Below are 16478 nucleotides of genomic sequence, written 5' to 3'. Positions count from 1 at the left end.
CTTATTTTTTTATAAAAAAACCGAACGAAATTTCAATTTGTTACCAATATAAATTGAGGGAGGGATAGAAATGGTTAAAATTCTCGAATTTAAAAAGTTACTAGTTCAAATTGGAACAGAAATTGTACCACCTAGTAATCTAAAAGAAAAAATTTTAATTCAAGTTAATCTGATGGAGGAAATAACATTTAATCGTGTTGAGGTGAATAAAGATGAGTGAAATTGTGTTAGCAGTTAAAGGTTTAAGTAAGACGTATGAGAGTGTAGATACAAATGTTAGAGCCTTACAAAATGTATCTTTGGAGTTAAATAAAGGAGAACTCCTTGCCGTAATGGGGACGAGTGGGTCTGGGAAGAGTACATTACTTAACATTCTTGGTGCTCTAGATAAGCCTGATGAGGGGATTATATATGTAAATGGTGAAGTACTTGAAAATATGTTTATTGAACCATATGCGACAGAGTATAGAAGGGATAACATAGGATTTATATTCCAGTCATTTCATTTATTAAAGGATTTATCTGTAGAAGAAAATATTGCGTTACCCCTCATATTATCAGCCGATTCAGAAGAGGAGATACGAGAAAAAACAAATAAAATATTAGATGTTCTTGGCTTAGTAAATTGGAGGAATCATCGACCAGTTCAGCTTTCTGGGGGACAACAACAACGTGTTGCAATTGGTAGGGCGTTAATAACATCTCCTCCCATTATTCTTGCAGATGAACCTACTGGAAATTTAGATTTCAATACGTCTAATGATATTTTACGAGTATTAGTCGATATGAAACAAAAATTTAATCAAAGTATGATTCTTGTTACTCATGATCCCCATATTGCTACGTATGCAGATCGGGTTCTCTTCTTTCATAATGGAGAAGTTGTTGATGATTATACATGTTCTCATGGAGTAAATGATATGAATATCATTTTAGATAAATTTAGAAGCTTAATGGAGAAATCAAAATGATAAAATCAGTACGAGGATTAAGTTTACGCTTTTTTAAGACGAATAAATTCACTGCTATTTCCTCTATAGTTAGCGTTATGTTGGCTATTTCTTTAATTATTACGATGATTGTATTTTCGAGTCATGCGAAACAGTCTGTTATAAATGAAGTGAAAAATGTATACGGAGATATGGATTTATCCGTTGGATATAACCCTGATCAAAATAAATTGATGGATAAATCTTTACTACAAAATATTAAGGAACAAGAAAATGTTGAATACATGTCAAAAGTATTAGTAAATCATTTGCAAGTAAATAAATTGAATACAGCTATTTATACAGTAGGTGTTCAAAACGATTCATTATCTAAAAGTCGATATCACTTTTCTAAAAATATATCAAATGAAGAAGTAACATTAAATGATGGATTAGCAGAAACTTTACAAGTAAAAGTTGGGGAAAAGATTGAAATCGAAAATAAATCATATGTAGTAAAAGAAGTGTTGCCTGATATAGAAGCTGGAGGTTCAGCTCCAGATATACTTATTTTATCTGAAGGTGCGGTGAAACAGCACGTATATGAAAAAACGGGTAAACACAATGAAGCTACTTATTTGTTAATAAAAGCAAAAGAGAATGCAGATGTACTAGCATTGTCTAGTGAAATTCATAAAATAGACAAAGAATTAAGAATCGATATTGCGGAGGAAGACGAGTTTTTAAAAAGTAATTTAGCATCATTACATATTTTTATAATCGTTTTATCTACATTAATACTTATTATTACTGCGTTATTGTTGGTGTCTAATTTTGAAGTGTTTTTATATAAATATAAAAGTCAATTTGCTATTATGCGATCAATGGGAGCAACAACGAAACAACTGTTTAAAGTTATATTTATTCAATGTAGTGTAATCAATTTCTTTGGTGGAATATTTGGTTTGTTACTAGCTGTAATAAGTAACCGTTTTTTACAAAGTTGGCTAGAGCATGTATTTGCTTTTCAAATTAATTCAATAAGTTTTGACTATGAAATAGCAATTGTAACAGTGATTTGTAGTATCTATTTCATTGAATTGTTTATGATATATCCTTCATACAGAAGTTCGAAAATATTGCCAGTAAAGCTTATGCGGGAGAATGAAGAATCGGATTTTTCTAATAAAAAAACACGCAGTATTATGGGGAAATTCCTTTTAATGAGTAGCATCTTTTTAACTGTTTTAGGTGGATTTGTAGCAAATACGGGAGATACGCAGGGAATAGTGATATTAATAGGAACTATATTTCTGGTTTTAGGAGTGTATATTTTATTTCCTATTTATCTTTCTTCGATATTAATAGTATGTCTACCTATAATGAAAAAAATATTTGGAAGGAATACATTTGTTGCTATTAAAAATGTAATTCCGCAAGTGAGAAAAAATACATTTGTTATCTTAATGATAAGTACAATGATGGTGATAGTCGTCTTCGGTTCCACTATATTTAAAACGATGCAAAAAAATAATGAAAGATATTTAAAACGAGAATTTCCAACACATATTGTTGTAGAAAATCGTTTGAATAATGATTCAACAATTCCCTCATCTCATATACAAAATATATTTAAAGAAATAAGTAGTATAAAAAGAGCTAGTACGATTAGTACGAACTCACTGGCAGAATTAAAGCAAGATGAAAAATATATTACTTTTGACTATAATTTAGGTGATGTAAAGGAAATGGAAAAGCAAGGATTACTGCCAGAAGTACCTGCAAATTTGGAGAATAGTATAATTGTTACAGAAGAGTTAGCGGGGCGATATAAACTTCATGTAGGTGATATCGTTCAATTAGGGCTATTTTCAGAACAGGAACAAAAGGTTAGACCGACTAGTAAGGTAGAAATCGGATTAATTGTTAATGAGCTACCGAATTCGCCTTCGGTGCTTATGGATTGGAGTAATGTAACATATAAACAAGATTATACAGTTTTTGAGCGTGCATTTATTAGTTCAAATAATGAGAAAGAGACGTTGGAGCAATTAAAGGAATTGAAAGGTCAATATCCACAATTAAAAATAAGTAGTTATACTCAATCGTTAAAACAATCTAATTTAATGTTCCAGCAAAGGTGGTCCATTTTCATCGTTGTAATTGTAGTAATTTTGTTTAGTGTAACATTAGGGGTATGTAATACACTTATAAATAATATTCAATCTAAAAGAAAAGAGTTTGCTATTTTACGAGCAATAACAGTTAAGAAAAAAGGGATTGTACAAATTATTTTGACGCAAGTTAATTTATATGTACTTATTGGAATCGTACTAGGGGCTGTTATAGGAGCATTATTAACCTATATGGTAAGTATAATAGATTGTACACCTTTATTTTTTGATTTCAAACTTATCGTAACGGTAATAGCGGGGATGTTTGGAATAGTCCTTATTATTTTTATCCCTTTTGCTAATAGAATAGGAAAAAGGGATATTGTAGAAGAGTTAAATAAAGATAATAAATAATAGAGGTTAACCCAAGTAGCTATTCAGCTACTTTTGGGTCAATCTCTTTTTTTTAACAATTGATGTGCATATTTGTGTGCTCATTCATAAATGTATAGTGCATTATATTAGTTAAATGCCATCAAGTAATATCATTAGGTGAAGTAAGGAGTTCGCATTTCTTTTTCAAACTTATTAGTTGCATATATGAAAAAATATGCTAATATAGGGTTACTTATTAAACATGTTTAATAAGTGGGGTTCATTTGATTACGAAGGAGAGAATTGTATGAAAACGGAGAAAGAAAAGATGTTGGCGGGAGAAATGTATATTGCGGATGACGAAGAATTAGTAGCTGATAGGGTGAAGGCAAAACGTTTAACACGCCTTTATAACGAGGCGATGGAGACAGGAGATGAGAGGCGTTTTACATTATTAAATCAGCTTTTAGGTTCTTCAGCTGATGGAAAAGCCCAAATTAATCCTGATTTTCGCTGTGATTACGGCTACAATATACATGTTGGAAAGAGCTTTTTCGCTAATTTTAATTGTGTAATTTTAGACGTTTGTGAAGTTCGAATCGGGGATAATTGTATGTTTGCACCTGGTGTTCACATTTACACTGCTACTCATCCTTTACACCCGGTAGAGCGGAATTCTGGCAAAGAATATGGGAAGCCTGTAAAGATTGGTAACAATGTTTGGGTTGGCGGGGGAGCTATTATTAACCCTGGTGTTTCAATTGGAGATAACGCTGTAATTGCTTCAGGGGCAGTTGTGACAAAAGATGTACCTAATAATGTAGTAGTTGGTGGTAACCCAGCTAAAGTTATTAAAACGATAGACTTATAGAAATCGTTTTTCATGGGTATATGAATAAACTGGTGTTGTATCGTATAGACAATGTGAAAGGTGTTTTATTATGAAGAAAAATAGTGCGGACAATTATACAAAGACATTACTTGCTTCTTGAAACGCTCTTTTTCTCTTATTTGTTTTGCCGGGTTTTTCGTTTGCTGTAAGTTTCTATCATCGGTTATACAGCCTTTTTAGTCGGCTGGTATACTAGGGGAATCATTCGGAACACGTAATACCTTGCTAGCTGTTTTATTATTTGCTCTGTTATCTGAAATTGTATGAATACATGAAGCGAAACAGAGAGTGCGTGCAGCGGAAATATATCATCTTTATTGCTTTAGAAAATGATGTATGATATATTGTCAACGCAACTTATTAAAAGTGTTTAATAAGTATGTTGATTAAGGTGGTGAGCGATTTGAGTGAGCAATTTGTTACTCAAAAATCGATTAAAGAGACAATCCTTCGCGGCATTCGTACAGTTCTTCTAGAGCGAGGTAGTGCAACGAAAGTTGAGCTTAGTAATACATTAGAAATTAGTTTTCCAACGATAAGTAAATTTATAGAAAAAATGAAACAAGGCGGTGAAGTCACTTTAGCTGGTTTAGATGATTCAAGTGGTGGAAGAAGAGCGAAACGATATGAATATAATCCAGAATATATGTTAGGTTTAGCGATATTTTTAGAAAAAAATGAAACAAACTATACAATTTTCAACTGTTTAGGGGAAGTAAAAGAACAAGGAAGTACTTCAAGTATGTTAATTGATACGGGCGTAAATCTATTATCTAAACATATTGAAGGTCTTATCGCTACATTCCCGAAAATAAGCTCTATATCAATTGGTGTGCCTGGTTCGGTTGATAATGGTCGTATTTTTTATATTCCTGGATATGAAAAGTTCCAAAATTTTAATTTGAAAAGTCATTTGGAGGAACAGTTTTCTATACCAGTAGTAATAGAAAACGATATGAATGCCGCAGTGCTTGGTTATTATAAAAACACTGGAAACTATGATAATTCCTCTCTTGTATATTTGTATTCAGGTCAAAATGGTCCGGGTGCAGGTATTATGATTAATGGAGATGTCGTAAGAGGAAGTACTTTTTTCTCAGGAGAGATATCTTTCGTTCCGCAGTATGATAATAAAAATTTCTTACAAGCTTCGAGAAGTGAAGATTCGAATAATCCAGAGGAATATAATATAGATGCTATTACTCGTTTAATAGCTACATGTACAGCTATTATTAACCCTCATGGATTCATCTTCTGTGATGATGAAGTAAACCAATTTGTAATAGATCAAATTGTAAAAAGTTGTACGCAGTACATTCCGGCAGAACATATTCCGAAAATAACAGTGAGCAACTGGAAAGAAGATTATTTATATGGGCTAAAAAGCCTTGGACTTGATCTTATGATTACGAGAACAAATAAAGAAAATTAAATGTACTGGCAATGAAGCATCCAATTGCCAGTTGAATAACATAAAAGAAAAGGTGTCGATTATGAAAATTGAACATGTAGCAATTTGGGTGAATGATTTAGAAGGAATGCGTGATTTCTATAAACTGTACTTCGGTGGTGAAGAAAATAGCTTATATCACAATCCGAAAAAGCAGTTTGAATCTTATTTTATAACTTTTGAAGGTGGTGCGCGTCTAGAACTGATGAAGCAGGTAGGGATAGATGATGCATTACAAACACAAACAATAGGATATGCACATATTGCTTTTTCTGTAGGTAGCGAAGAAAAAGTGAACGAATTAACTAGCACATTAAAAGAAGCAGGATACGCTGTGTTAAACGGTCCCCGTACTACAGGGGATGGTTACTACGAAAGTGTAGTAAGTGATCCTGAAGGAAATCAGATTGAGATAACGATCTAACTTTTTATTTACTAATAATGAATAAAACTATAAAACTTTGTTGTTCCCCATGATGTTTGCAAGAAACTTATTATTTCTTCAGAAAGGGGGACATACCACATACCCATCAAGCTAATCAAGTAAATTACTAGTTATGAAACGATTCTTGTTTCATAACTAGTAATTTATAGAAAGGTAGGCATGCTAAAGAAGCCTATTAAAACTTGATTTTTTGCTAGGCAACTTGTCTATTCTTCACCGTCGTTTTATACACAATCCCTAGAACATCAAAGACGGTCATCTTCTTATACCGATGACATTTACGACTGTTCTTTTTGAGCAGCTGATAAAGGCGATGCAGAATTTTTAAAAGTTTTTCTGTGCCAACGGCTATCGCTTGAAACAGTAATGGAAAGTAATCTTTAATTATATACATCGCTTTGTATTCACTCAGCTCCTGTTTTTTCTTTTCAAGCAGAAACTGACGCATTTGAATCATCGTAGGAGAACAGAGGAGAATGCCGATGAGTTGTCCATATAAATGGCACTCTAGGCGTTCTCTTTTTATATTTTGACATTCATCAATTTCAAAGAGTGACTTCCACGTTTTAAAAAAAATTTCAATCTGCCAACGAAGTGAATATAATGGATGCACGTAGTTCGTCGGTACTTCTTCTAGCGACGTGTTCGTGATATATACATTCATGTCATTCACTTTAATAGCTATTGTTTCAATAAAAATCTTGAATAATTTTAGACAAGAGCAAAAATCTGAGTTAAAACAAGGTTAGTTATTAATTAAATATTTATCATAGCTTCTACCAATAGTTCCTTAGCATAGGAAAAATCGAATAAAAACAACATACAATTTTTACTACATTGTTGGTCTGGAATTCAACGGAATTCTGTTATGAATTCACTGGAAAATGCAATCTATTCATTAAAGGATCCTAAGGATATTGATGCATTTAAAGAAGAAGCAAAAAAATTGGGGTTACCAGCATCCTATGAATTAGATGCAAAAGATAACGTTTATAAACAGATGATTGGTCCAATCGAGAATATTGCATCTTTTTCGAAAAAGATTGTAATTATGGTGTCTATTGCAGGTGCAACGATTTTAGGATTAATAATTATGCTTTTTATTAAGGAACGTAGAAAAGAATGAAGATAAACTGGAAGATCCTATTAGGGGTACCGCCACATCACCATCAAGTTAAGAAAATACAACTACCTCCAAAACGAAATTTTGTGCTAACTTGTATTAAAAAAGTCCATTTTTTCATTTCTGGGTGTTATAAAATCTTTAAGTTGATAGGCATATGGTGCCACCCCATATAGTATAAGAATGGTCTCATTTTGAGCAAAAGCAATAATGGTTTAAAATTAAGGTATGAGACAAAATTAATAAATAAATCGGAGGATGAAATGTATAAATTATTGATTGTTGAAGATGAAATGAATATTGCATATACACTAAAAAACCATCTTGAAAAATATGGATATCATTGCCTAATTGTAGAAGATTTTCAAAAGGTATTAGAAATTTTTCAAGATTTTCAACCCCACCTTGTCATAATGGATGTTACCCTTCCTGCCTTTGATGGTTATTATTGGTCCCGTAAAATAAGACAAACATCGAATTGTCCTATTGTGATTCTCTCTGCTCGTATGAGTGAGGCGGATCAAGTGTATGGCATTGAAAATGGGGCTGATGATTTCATTACTAAACCTTTTTTATTAGGAGTGGTACTTGCAAAAATTAATGGACAAATTCGTCGTATATATGGCGAATATGCAAGAAATGTACAGGAAAAAATTATAAAAATAGGAAATACAGCTTTAAACCTGGACACTGTACGATTATGCACACCTAATCAGGAGGAGCTATTAACGATAAAAGAACTCCAGCTATGTACAATGTTCTTTGAAGCGTATCCGAATGTTGTAACACGACAGCAACTACTTACCGCAATTTGGGATGAGGAAGAATTTGTTGAGGAAAATACCTTAACAGTAAATATTGCAAGAGTACGAAAGAAATTAGAAGCCATTCATTCTACTTTAGAAATTACAACTATTCGAGGAATTGGCTATCAATTAACGGAGAAACTCACATGAAGTTATTTTTAAAAGACCATATGAGCTTTATTATTTTGTATATCATTACATTTATTAGCTTACCAATTGTGATTCATAGATTAGATGGTTTTGAAAATCATTATACTTATTTTATATTTCTCGCCTTCTCTCTATTGATCGTACTACTTTTTTGTCGTTATTTACGTCGTAAAAAAATGTATACACATATTGGGAACAAGAACATCCATACGGAAAGTTTTATGATTCATCAGCCAATTGCTACATACGAGAAAGCATACGCAACTCAGTTGCAATATATTCAATCCTTATTTTTATCAAAAGAAGAGGAATATAAGAGTTCTTTACATAATCAGCAATTAATGATTTCTCATGCAGTTCATCAAATGAAGACGCCACTTTCTGTCATTCAACTACTCATACAGTCTAATCAGTTTAAGGAACCCAATTCCCTTGCAGAATGGCAAAAAGTAAAAGTTGAATGTGATAAACTGAACTTCTCTTTAAATCAGTTACTAACGTATAGTCGCTCTACTAAATTATTAGCAGATTTAAAAATAGAACCAATCCAGTTAAAACTTATTGTACAGGAAGTTATTAACGATTTAAGGGATTATTTTATTGAAGAAGAAATCTTTCCTAAAAGCACTATACCGGAGCATATATTGCTTTATTCAGATCGTAAATGGCTAAAGGTTGTGGTTTACCAGTTATTAAGTAACGCAGTTAAATATGGCGAAAAACACTCTGCTATTATGATCCATTATGAAAATGGACAGTTGTTCATTAAAAATAAAGGAGAAACGATACCTGAAAGTGAAATAAAACGTGTTTTTGAATTATTTTACACAGGAACCAAAGGACGTATAAAAGGGGAAGCAACTGGTATCGGTCTTTATTTAGTAAAAAGTATCCTTACTACATTAAATCATCCATACCACCTACATTCTAAAGATAATGAAACAACATTTACAATAGATTTCTCAAGAAGTATAGAAACGGCTACCAAATAAGGTAGCCGTTTTGAATGTGACAATTTTGTCATCTTCCTGTCACATTGAGAGATGTTAAGAAGCAACAAGCATATTTATACTAAAATACTGAAAGATACAAAGGAGTGAAGTACTGATGTCAAACACCATTTTAAATGTAAAAGGGCTTCAAAAGGAATATACAGGAGAAATTACCTACAAAGCGTTAAAGGGCATTGATTTTCATTTAGACAAAAATGAGTTCGTTGCAGTAATGGGTCCTTCTGGCAGTGGGAAAACAACGTTCCTTAATTGCATCTCAACAATTGATCGCCCAACTAATGGCTCCGTTACAATTAATTCAAAAAATCCTTATGAATTAAATGACGAGGAACTAGCGAAGTTTCGTCGCACAGAATTAGGATTTGTATTCCAAGACTTTAATCTCGTTCATACTTTAACAGTCGAGGAAAATATTTTATTACCTTTAACACTCGACTCTGTAAAGGCTACAGAAATGAATAAACGTCTAGAGAAAGTTGCAATCTTTTTAGGGATTCAAGGGATTTTAAAAAAGAGAACATTTGAAATTTCAGGAGGACAGAAACAACGTGTGGCAATTGCACGAGCTGTTATTCATGAACCGGGGTTATTATTAGCCGATGAACCAACTGGAAACCTAGATTCTAAAGCGGTAAATGATGTTATGACATTGTTTGAGTCAATTAACAAGACCTTTAACACTGCTATTTTAATGGTGACACATGATGCTTATGTTGCTAGTTTTGCACATCGTGTAATTTTTATAAAAGACGGCATTCTTTTTAATGAAGTGTATCAAGGTAATAATAAAAAGGAGTTTTATCAGGAAATCATGGATACACTTACATTTTTAGGTGGTGGTCAGCGTGAGTTTTAATCATATAGTCCTTCAAAACATTTTGCGCGATAAATGGACCTATATTTCCTATTTTTTAAGCAGTGTATTTTCCATTTTAATATTTTTCTTATTTTCGATTATAGCTTTCCATCCAATGGTGGCGACCATTCAAATAGGAAGTACACTTAGCCTTGTAATGATGCTTACGAGCTTTATTGTGTATATTTTTTCATTCGTTTTCATCATTTATTCGATGTTTTCATTCTTGAAAAAGAAAACAAAAAATCTCGGCATTTTTATGATTACTGGGGCATCTATGCAGCAAGTGCGTAAGATGTTGTTCAGAGAAAATATGTTTATTGCTGGTATAGCAATCCTAACAGCGATTGTGCTTGGGCTTGTAATCGCCCCTTTGTTTTTAATGATCACCAAAAGGGTGTTACAAGCGAGTAGCTTTGGTATGTATATACCAGTACAAGCTATCGCATTAACGACTATTTTATTTACAATTTTATTCTGTATCGTTTCTAAATTTATAACACGTTTTATTAACAAGGAAGAAGCTGTTCTTCTGTTAAAAACAGATGTAACACAAGAAAAGTTAATAACACCTGCACCATGGAAGTTGTTACTATCTGTAATAACGAGTGGATTTTTAGCACTATCACTTATTTTAGAACTGAATTGGATTGAATCACCTGGAATGGTCTATTACCTTTTACTATTTGTCAGTTCCCTATTAGCCATTTATTTTATAATCACGCAGGGAATGTTGCTATCGATTCGTGTATTACAAAAGCATCCATCATACTACAAAAAAACAAATATGCTTTATGTTTCGAACCTTAAAGCCAAAGGGCGCTCACATGCCCATCTTATCTACTTATTAACTATCTTATTGTTAGGTGTATTTTTATGTACAAACGTACTGTACAGTTCTTATTACAATATAGATAAGAGAGTGGAATCATTAGAACCGTACAGTTTTCAGTATATCTCACTTCCAGGAAATAAGCCGGAAAGTGAGCAGGAAGACGTTTCATTCATTGAACATACATTAGCAAAACAAGGTAAATACGAGGCATATTATTCTGCATTTAAAACAGATAAAAATCAGAATATCGGTTTTATGTCGGTTTCAAATTATAATGCATTTAGCATTCATAAAACTCTTTTCTTAAAAAATGATGAGTACTATGTTGTAGCAGGATACCAAAATATTCTTCCAAGTGTGGAATTAATCCATGACTATCCGTTTGGAGAACTTAAATATGCAGGAATTGAGAAACGAAATATTTTAATGTCAGGTGTTCAAAAGGTATACTACATCGTCCCAGATGCAGTTTATGAAACCATTGATTATCCTATATTTAAAGTATTTTCTTATGAGGTTGAGCATTGGACTGAAAAAAACGAATTAGCTGAAACCATTTTCTCTAAAATTACCCCAATACAGTATGAGCGCCAAATTCATTCGAAAATTAATTTGTACGATACAGAGAAGTTCACGGTAAGCCTCTTATTCTTTATCGGTTTTATGATGAGTCTTATCTTTTTGAGCGCAGCAATGAGTATACTTTATTTTTACCTGCAAATGGCACTTGAAGGAGAAAAAGAAAAATATGCAGGAATACGAAAACTTGGCTTTTCTATAAAAGAATTAGCTTCTGTTGTGACCAAGGAGTTAGCGACATTAATTTTTATCCCGTTTGTACTTGCATCTATTCTTCTATGTGGAATTATGTTTGGATTGCGTAACCAGTTTTCATCCGCGCTTTATGGGGTCACAGCAATAGGGGTAGGTATATTTTTATTACTATTTGTTATAAGCTTTTTCATCATTCGACGAAGTTATTTGAAAAAACTAATGAATTAACAAGACATGGGTTTAAGGATTTAGTTACTTAACCTAAATATATTATAGTAAGTTTCACTATTTAGGAGGTTCTATTTTTACAAAAGAACCTCCTAGACAAAAAATTAATACTTTTTATGAAAATAAAAGAGTGTTTCCAGAAGATTAATAGTATCTAAGTATCATGTAAGGTGGAGGTTTAGGTTTTATGAGGTTAAATGCTTTTCAATTAAAGATTTTTGCAATGGTCCTTATGGTCATTGACCACGTGTATACTTACATTCCAGGTATGCCAATGTGGATGCATCATCCAGGACGTATTGTGGCACCAATTTTCTTCTATTTTGTAGTGGAAGGATTTTTCTATACACGAAATCGTAAAAAGTATGCTACACGTGTATTTATATGGGCAGCGATTATGTTTGCGGGTTCAGCACTAATTCAGTATATGTTCCCAAGAGAAAGTGGACTCCACAATAATATTTTCTTGTCGATTGGGTTTGGAATAGTGTTATTATGTGTGATTGATTATATAAAGTGCACAAAAAATTATCTACTAGGAATTCCAGCTATAATTATTGTAGCGTTATTAGGAATGTTTACAGAGGCAAGTATTTTTGGAGTGACAATGACTTTAATTTTCTATTTCTTTAGAGAGAAGAAAATGTGGTTAATTATCACATATGTATTGCTCTCATTATCAGAAGTTCCGACGTTACTTATGATTGGAGAAATCTTTACAGATATAGGTATATTTGGTTACGGTAATCAATGGATGATGGTATTTGCGTTGCCATTCTTCTTTTTATACAATGGAGAACGTGGTGTAAATAATGCATTCACAAAATATATGTTTTATATTTTCTATCCGGCCCACTTATGGATTATCTATACAATTGGATATTTTTTTGAGTAAATAAGGCCAAACACTTTGCATAATATGCATAGCGTTTGGCTTTTATTCTAGTATCATTATAAAATTATCATTATGGGGGTAATTAAGAATCTTAGTTTGATGGATATGGGGACATACCACTGAGTAAGTCAATTTTGATTTTCTGTATATATCCATTGCTTATTTGTATTTTTTCAATAGCTGTGACATATAAAGTAGGTACATTTTACGTGATGCCAATGATAACTTTTCTTATTTTTCTTATGTTAAATGTTACATTGCATGATCCAGCATTTTTCTTTTGGGTTGGCATGTATACTATTTTTTTATGTATTGTTTCTTATATCACTATACTTTTTGTAAAGGGATATAAAGTTGTAGAAAGAAAACATTAATATCATTTTGGGGAAAGAGGGAGTTACGGTGAACGATAACAACCTCATTTCACGTTGCAATGACGGGAAATGAGGTTGTTTATTTCTATTTTTAATTGGAGTGATGAAAATCGCGAAGAATTCCCTCAATAACTGGATGAAGAGTACTAGGTAATTCATCAAGCGGAAAGAAACGTAATTCTTTTGATTCTGTTTGATCACATACAAGCTCACCATGGAATTCACGGCAAATATAAACAACGAGTACACCATGTACTTGATCGCCGTTTGGATAGATTTGAAAGAAATCAGGTCCTGAGTATGTACGGAAGAGTTCTGGATTTTCAATGATAAGCCCAGTTTCCTCATATACTTCTCGTTTTAAAGCGTCTTCTAACGTTTCGTTATATTCTAAGGCGCCGCCAATAATACCCCAGCGGTTAAAATCTGTACGTAGCTGCAGTAATATTTCATTTTCTTCATTTAATATAATGGCGTGTGAACCTATTAAAATAAGTGGATGATTTCCTACTAAATTTCTCATGTCTTCGATATAACCCATATTTTTTCTCCTTACATTTAATAATAATTAGGAAGTTCTTTTAACATTTTTTCTGTTTTGCGGGATGTAAAAGCTAAGTTATGATCATCTTTCGTTCTGAAAAATAATGTGCGTAAAAAGGTTTTAATGTTGGCACATAAAATACAATATTCATTAAGTGAAAGGCGTTTTCTAATTTGGGGAAGCCTTTTTATTTTTTTATAAATAATAGAAATTAACTCATCTTGCGGGAAGTCATGATACAACATTGCTAGTAAAGGAGTAACAATTCGTTCATCTTCGTTATTATGAAAAAGATCAGATGGAATGAAGATTTTATTTAATAAACAATGAATTAATTCTTCGTACCACTCAAAGGTCGTATAGGAATTGTGAACAATTTCGGTAAAGGCATCAGATACGTGGGCAAGACAATGAGCCCATCCTTTATTTTCAATATAGCCCCGAAAATCCGTTTCTAAGTTTGTATATGTAATGAGTTTGTTTTTTATTTCCTCGATATCTTCTTCTGTAAAAAAGTAGTGCGAATTAGCGAATTGGAGTATTAACGCAAGTAACGAAACAGTGTAAGAACGTGTGAAAACCCCATCTGTATGTGGGGAGTAAATGTCACAATATAAATACTCATCACTTAAACAAGTTTGCAACAGTAATTTTAGTTGATCATCCATAAGGAATTCATGATGAATGAAATGTGCAAAACATTTATATATAAGTTGATAACGAACGTAACTATCAGGCGTTCCGATAAACTGAAGCATGTTCAATGTTAATTCATTAATATCTATATGTTGCAGTTGCGTATAGTCATTTTGTTGTATAAGCTCTAACTGTTGTTGCAGCGCTGTAATATCCAATGGAGAACCTCCTCCGCACTTTAAAGATGCGATGTTTTCTAGTATTCTATATATTCAAGGACAATCCTGCTCATGCAAGGAGAACAAGTAGAAATTCGAGTATGACATAGATGAGGGAAGAATATGACGACGATAGAACAATTAGAAAAACATTTTAAAATAGGAAGAAAAGCTTCTTCTATCATGATAAAAGAAAATAATGCAGAGATTTTTACAGAAGAGCAATTAAAGGAAATCATGCAATATTACGTTGCTGAGGCTGAAAAAGAGGGGATAGAAAACTTACATTTTGAGATTTCTTCAAAAAGCCCTAATTATGATGTGTATAAAAAATGTTTCGAAACGTATTTATTTGAATATGTTACTGAAAACATGATTGTATTTAAGGATATATATGAAGTAGAAGATGTAGAAAGTGACATTGATTTTAAGTTGATTGAAGAAGTTGGTGAAGATGCTTTTTATTCTCTTTGGAAGGAAACGACTGGAGAACAAATCGCTCATGATCAATTTGTAAATATGATGCTACAAGAAATTGGGGAGCAATGGAAAGAACATTGTTTAACTGCGAGTATTAATGAAGAGCCGATAGGAATTGTAATCCCGCATATTGAAAAGGGGACGTTAGAAGAAGGAAAACTCATGTATTTCGCAGTCGCTCCAAATATGCGAAATAAAGGGTATGAAACAGCATTCTTTACAGGAGCAATGTTTGTCTTAAAAGAAATAGGTGCATCTTATTATATTGGCGAGACAAATGTACAAAATGAGTGGATGAAGGATGTTTTTGAAAAGAATGGATGTCAGCTGCTTAGTTGTACTGAGCGATATGTGAGGAAGTTTTAGGAGGGTGAATGATGTACTTTCCCGAACTTATTTAGCGGGAGGGGTGAAAATGTTAAAACAATCCATGCATTCATTCGTTTTACTGTATCCAAATGTATTGTTAGAAGGATGGAGAATTGAAAAAGTTTCAGAACGTTATGAAGGTGAAAAGTGGGAAACTTTTTGGTTTCAGGTTGTTACTCCAACTGGAATGTTTCGGATAAAAGAGTTTTTTCTCGATATAATGGAGCCAGTATTTCCAGATAGTTGTATTTCTCAAGCAAAAGGAGAATGCTTTCAATATAAATGGCTTGTGTATTGGAAAGGTATAAATTATAAGGGGAAAGAAAGTTACGTTACATCTAGATGGAAAACACAAATTGAAGTTTCTGTTGATCGTGGATATGTAAACCAAGATGAAATGGAACAATTTCTATTTGATTTACAACCGGTAAATATGGAGTTTGCGAAAACGATATTACATACACCATTTCACTTATTAAGCTTTCAAGCGAAGAGAGGTGAAATGGGCGAGATAGGAAGATGTCATGAGTGGAATGATCCAGATGATATATCCTATGTAAAATTATCAATTCATAAAAGGCTAAGTTGGAAACTTGAATCGGTCGGTTTCGGAAATGATGAAACGCAGTATGTATACTGGGACGAAGATAATGAACTATATGCACTTTGGGTTTGTAGACATAAAAACAAAGCGTATTATCCTGTTTCTTCATGGGCAATGAATTATAGCCCAAAACAAATTATAAACGGGTTAGAGTTTTATTCGCACCCTGATCGCGGAACAGTTGTATATGAAAACTTTGGTAATGAACAAATCGCATACGTATTTCGAGGGAATCCATGTACAAATTTTGAACAAGTAAAAGAACTTTTTGCCTGTTTGTAAGATAAAAAGAAAAATGAGAACGACAAAGTAGATATTTCTATAATACAATAAAGAAAGATTCGATTATATGAGAAAGCGTTGGTGAA

16 protein-coding genes and 2 pseudogenes are annotated in these 16478 nt (G+C 32.6%); 15 read left to right on the top strand and 3 right to left on the bottom strand.

What is annotated here, in order from left to right:
* The first annotated feature begins 70 nt into the window (after positions 1-70).
* From ATN06_RS28655 to ATN06_RS16895, 6 genes are all read left to right on the top strand, one after another.
* Positions 71-220, top strand: coding sequence for a hypothetical protein (locus ATN06_RS28655; RefSeq protein WP_088115999.1), 150 nt, complete (start codon positions 71-73; stop codon positions 218-220).
* Positions 213-971 carry an ABC transporter ATP-binding protein gene (locus ATN06_RS16915; protein ID WP_060631615.1) on the top strand — a complete coding sequence of 253 codons (759 nt, stop codon included), beginning with the start codon at positions 213-215 and terminating at the stop codon, positions 969-971. Before ATN06_RS28655 ends, ATN06_RS16915 begins: the two co-directional genes overlap by 8 nt.
* Positions 968-3457 carry an FtsX-like permease family protein gene (locus ATN06_RS16910; protein ID WP_060631614.1) on the top strand — a complete coding sequence of 830 codons (2490 nt, stop codon included), beginning with the start codon at positions 968-970 and terminating at the stop codon, positions 3455-3457. The genes ATN06_RS16915 and ATN06_RS16910 overlap by 4 nt, the downstream gene beginning before the upstream one ends.
* A 268-nt stretch (positions 3458-3725) precedes the next feature.
* Complete coding sequence (locus ATN06_RS16905) at positions 3726-4289, top strand: maltose O-acetyltransferase (RefSeq protein ID WP_060631613.1); 564 nt, start codon at positions 3726-3728, stop codon at positions 4287-4289.
* 424 nt (positions 4290-4713) lie between these two features.
* On the top strand, positions 4714-5742 hold the full coding sequence (locus tag ATN06_RS16900) for an ROK family transcriptional regulator (RefSeq protein WP_060631612.1): 1029 nt from the start codon (positions 4714-4716) through the stop codon (positions 5740-5742).
* A 61-nt stretch (positions 5743-5803) separates the two neighbouring features.
* Entirely contained in the window at positions 5804-6184 is a 381-nt protein-coding gene (locus ATN06_RS16895; RefSeq protein ID WP_060631611.1) for a VOC family protein, read from the top strand.
* A gap of 214 nt (positions 6185-6398) precedes the next feature.
* On the opposite strand, the pseudogene ATN06_RS16890 reads toward ATN06_RS16895, so the two are convergent.
* A pseudogene (locus tag ATN06_RS16890) lies at positions 6399-6869 on the bottom strand (IS4 family transposase); the annotation flags it as partial.
* A gap of 198 nt (positions 6870-7067) precedes the next feature.
* Between ATN06_RS16890 and ATN06_RS16885 the strand changes: the two are divergent.
* From ATN06_RS16885 to ATN06_RS16855, 7 genes and pseudogenes are all read left to right on the top strand, one after another.
* A pseudogene (locus tag ATN06_RS16885) lies at positions 7068-7328 on the top strand (ABC transporter permease); the annotation flags it as partial.
* 263 nt (positions 7329-7591) lie between these two features.
* Positions 7592-8284 (top strand): response regulator transcription factor, encoded by a 693-nt coding sequence (locus ATN06_RS16880; protein WP_060631608.1) that lies wholly within the window; start codon positions 7592-7594, stop codon positions 8282-8284.
* Positions 8281-9276 carry a sensor histidine kinase gene (locus ATN06_RS16875; protein ID WP_060631607.1) on the top strand — a complete coding sequence of 332 codons (996 nt, stop codon included), beginning with the start codon at positions 8281-8283 and terminating at the stop codon, positions 9274-9276. Before ATN06_RS16880 ends, ATN06_RS16875 begins: the two co-directional genes overlap by 4 nt.
* Before the next feature lie 115 nt (positions 9277-9391).
* A complete protein-coding gene (locus ATN06_RS16870) occupies positions 9392-10153 on the top strand; it encodes an ABC transporter ATP-binding protein (protein WP_060631606.1) in 762 nt (253 codons plus the stop codon).
* Positions 10143-11990: an FtsX-like permease family protein gene (locus tag ATN06_RS16865; RefSeq protein ID WP_060631605.1), complete on the top strand. Its 1848-nt coding sequence runs from the start codon at positions 10143-10145 to the stop codon at positions 11988-11990. The genes ATN06_RS16870 and ATN06_RS16865 overlap by 11 nt, the downstream gene beginning before the upstream one ends.
* 187 nt (positions 11991-12177) lie before the next feature.
* Positions 12178-12885 (top strand): TraX family protein, encoded by a 708-nt coding sequence (locus tag ATN06_RS16860; protein WP_060631604.1) that lies wholly within the window; start codon positions 12178-12180, stop codon positions 12883-12885.
* A 119-nt stretch (positions 12886-13004) separates the two neighbouring features.
* Positions 13005-13259, top strand: coding sequence for a YbeF family protein (locus ATN06_RS16855; protein WP_060631603.1), 255 nt, complete (start codon positions 13005-13007; stop codon positions 13257-13259).
* Positions 13260-13350: 91 nt separating this feature from the next.
* On the opposite strand, the gene ATN06_RS16850 is transcribed toward ATN06_RS16855, so the two are convergent.
* Complete coding sequence (locus ATN06_RS16850) at positions 13351-13800, bottom strand: NUDIX hydrolase (protein WP_060631602.1); 450 nt, start codon at positions 13798-13800, stop codon at positions 13351-13353.
* 17 nt (positions 13801-13817) lie between these two features.
* A complete protein-coding gene (locus tag ATN06_RS16845) occupies positions 13818-14657 on the bottom strand; it encodes a DUF2785 domain-containing protein (protein ID WP_060631601.1) in 840 nt (279 codons plus the stop codon).
* Between the two features lie 123 nt (positions 14658-14780).
* Between ATN06_RS16845 and ATN06_RS16840 the strand changes: the two genes are divergently transcribed.
* Together ATN06_RS16840 and ATN06_RS16835 are read left to right on the top strand one after the other, a co-directional pair.
* Entirely contained in the window at positions 14781-15503 is a 723-nt protein-coding gene (locus tag ATN06_RS16840; protein WP_060631600.1) for a GNAT family N-acetyltransferase, read from the top strand.
* A gap of 49 nt (positions 15504-15552) precedes the next feature.
* Complete coding sequence (locus ATN06_RS16835; protein WP_060631599.1) at positions 15553-16392, top strand: hypothetical protein; 840 nt, start codon at positions 15553-15555, stop codon at positions 16390-16392.
* Positions 16393-16478: the final 86 nt, after the last annotated feature.

This window comes from Bacillus thuringiensis, from assembly GCF_001455345.1.
GTDB classification, from domain to species: Bacteria; Bacillota; Bacilli; order Bacillales; family Bacillaceae_G; genus Bacillus_A; species Bacillus_A thuringiensis_N.
Note: the sequence above shows the minus strand (reverse complement) of the source record. Positions and strands in the feature narration are given on the sequence as shown.

What these genes read in the sequence shown, in the direction of transcription:
- ATN06_RS16915 (WP_060631615.1), top strand. Translation starts at nt 213, where the DNA reads ATGAGTGAAATTGTGTTAGCAGTTAAAGGTTTAAGTAAGACGTATGAG.
- ATN06_RS16880 (WP_060631608.1), top strand. Translation starts at nt 7,592, where the DNA reads ATGTATAAATTATTGATTGTTGAAGATGAAATGAATATTGCATATACA.
- ATN06_RS16870 (WP_060631606.1), top strand. Translation starts at nt 9,392, where the DNA reads ATGTCAAACACCATTTTAAATGTAAAAGGGCTTCAAAAGGAATATACA.
- ATN06_RS16860 (WP_060631604.1), top strand. Translation starts at nt 12,178, where the DNA reads ATGAGGTTAAATGCTTTTCAATTAAAGATTTTTGCAATGGTCCTTATG.
- ATN06_RS16875 (WP_060631607.1), top strand. Translation starts at nt 8,281, where the DNA reads ATGAAGTTATTTTTAAAAGACCATATGAGCTTTATTATTTTGTATATC.
- ATN06_RS16910 (WP_060631614.1), top strand. Translation starts at nt 968, where the DNA reads ATGATAAAATCAGTACGAGGATTAAGTTTACGCTTTTTTAAGACGAAT.
- ATN06_RS28655 (WP_088115999.1), top strand. Translation starts at nt 71, where the DNA reads ATGGTTAAAATTCTCGAATTTAAAAAGTTACTAGTTCAAATTGGAACA.
- ATN06_RS16895 (WP_060631611.1), top strand. Translation starts at nt 5,804, where the DNA reads ATGAAAATTGAACATGTAGCAATTTGGGTGAATGATTTAGAAGGAATG.
- ATN06_RS16850 (WP_060631602.1), bottom strand. Translation starts at nt 13,800, where the DNA reads ATGGGTTATATCGAAGACATGAGAAATTTAGTAGGAAATCATCCACTT.
- ATN06_RS16905 (WP_060631613.1), top strand. Translation starts at nt 3,726, where the DNA reads ATGAAAACGGAGAAAGAAAAGATGTTGGCGGGAGAAATGTATATTGCG.
- ATN06_RS16835 (WP_060631599.1), top strand. Translation starts at nt 15,553, where the DNA reads ATGTTAAAACAATCCATGCATTCATTCGTTTTACTGTATCCAAATGTA.
- ATN06_RS16840 (WP_060631600.1), top strand. Translation starts at nt 14,781, where the DNA reads ATGACGACGATAGAACAATTAGAAAAACATTTTAAAATAGGAAGAAAA.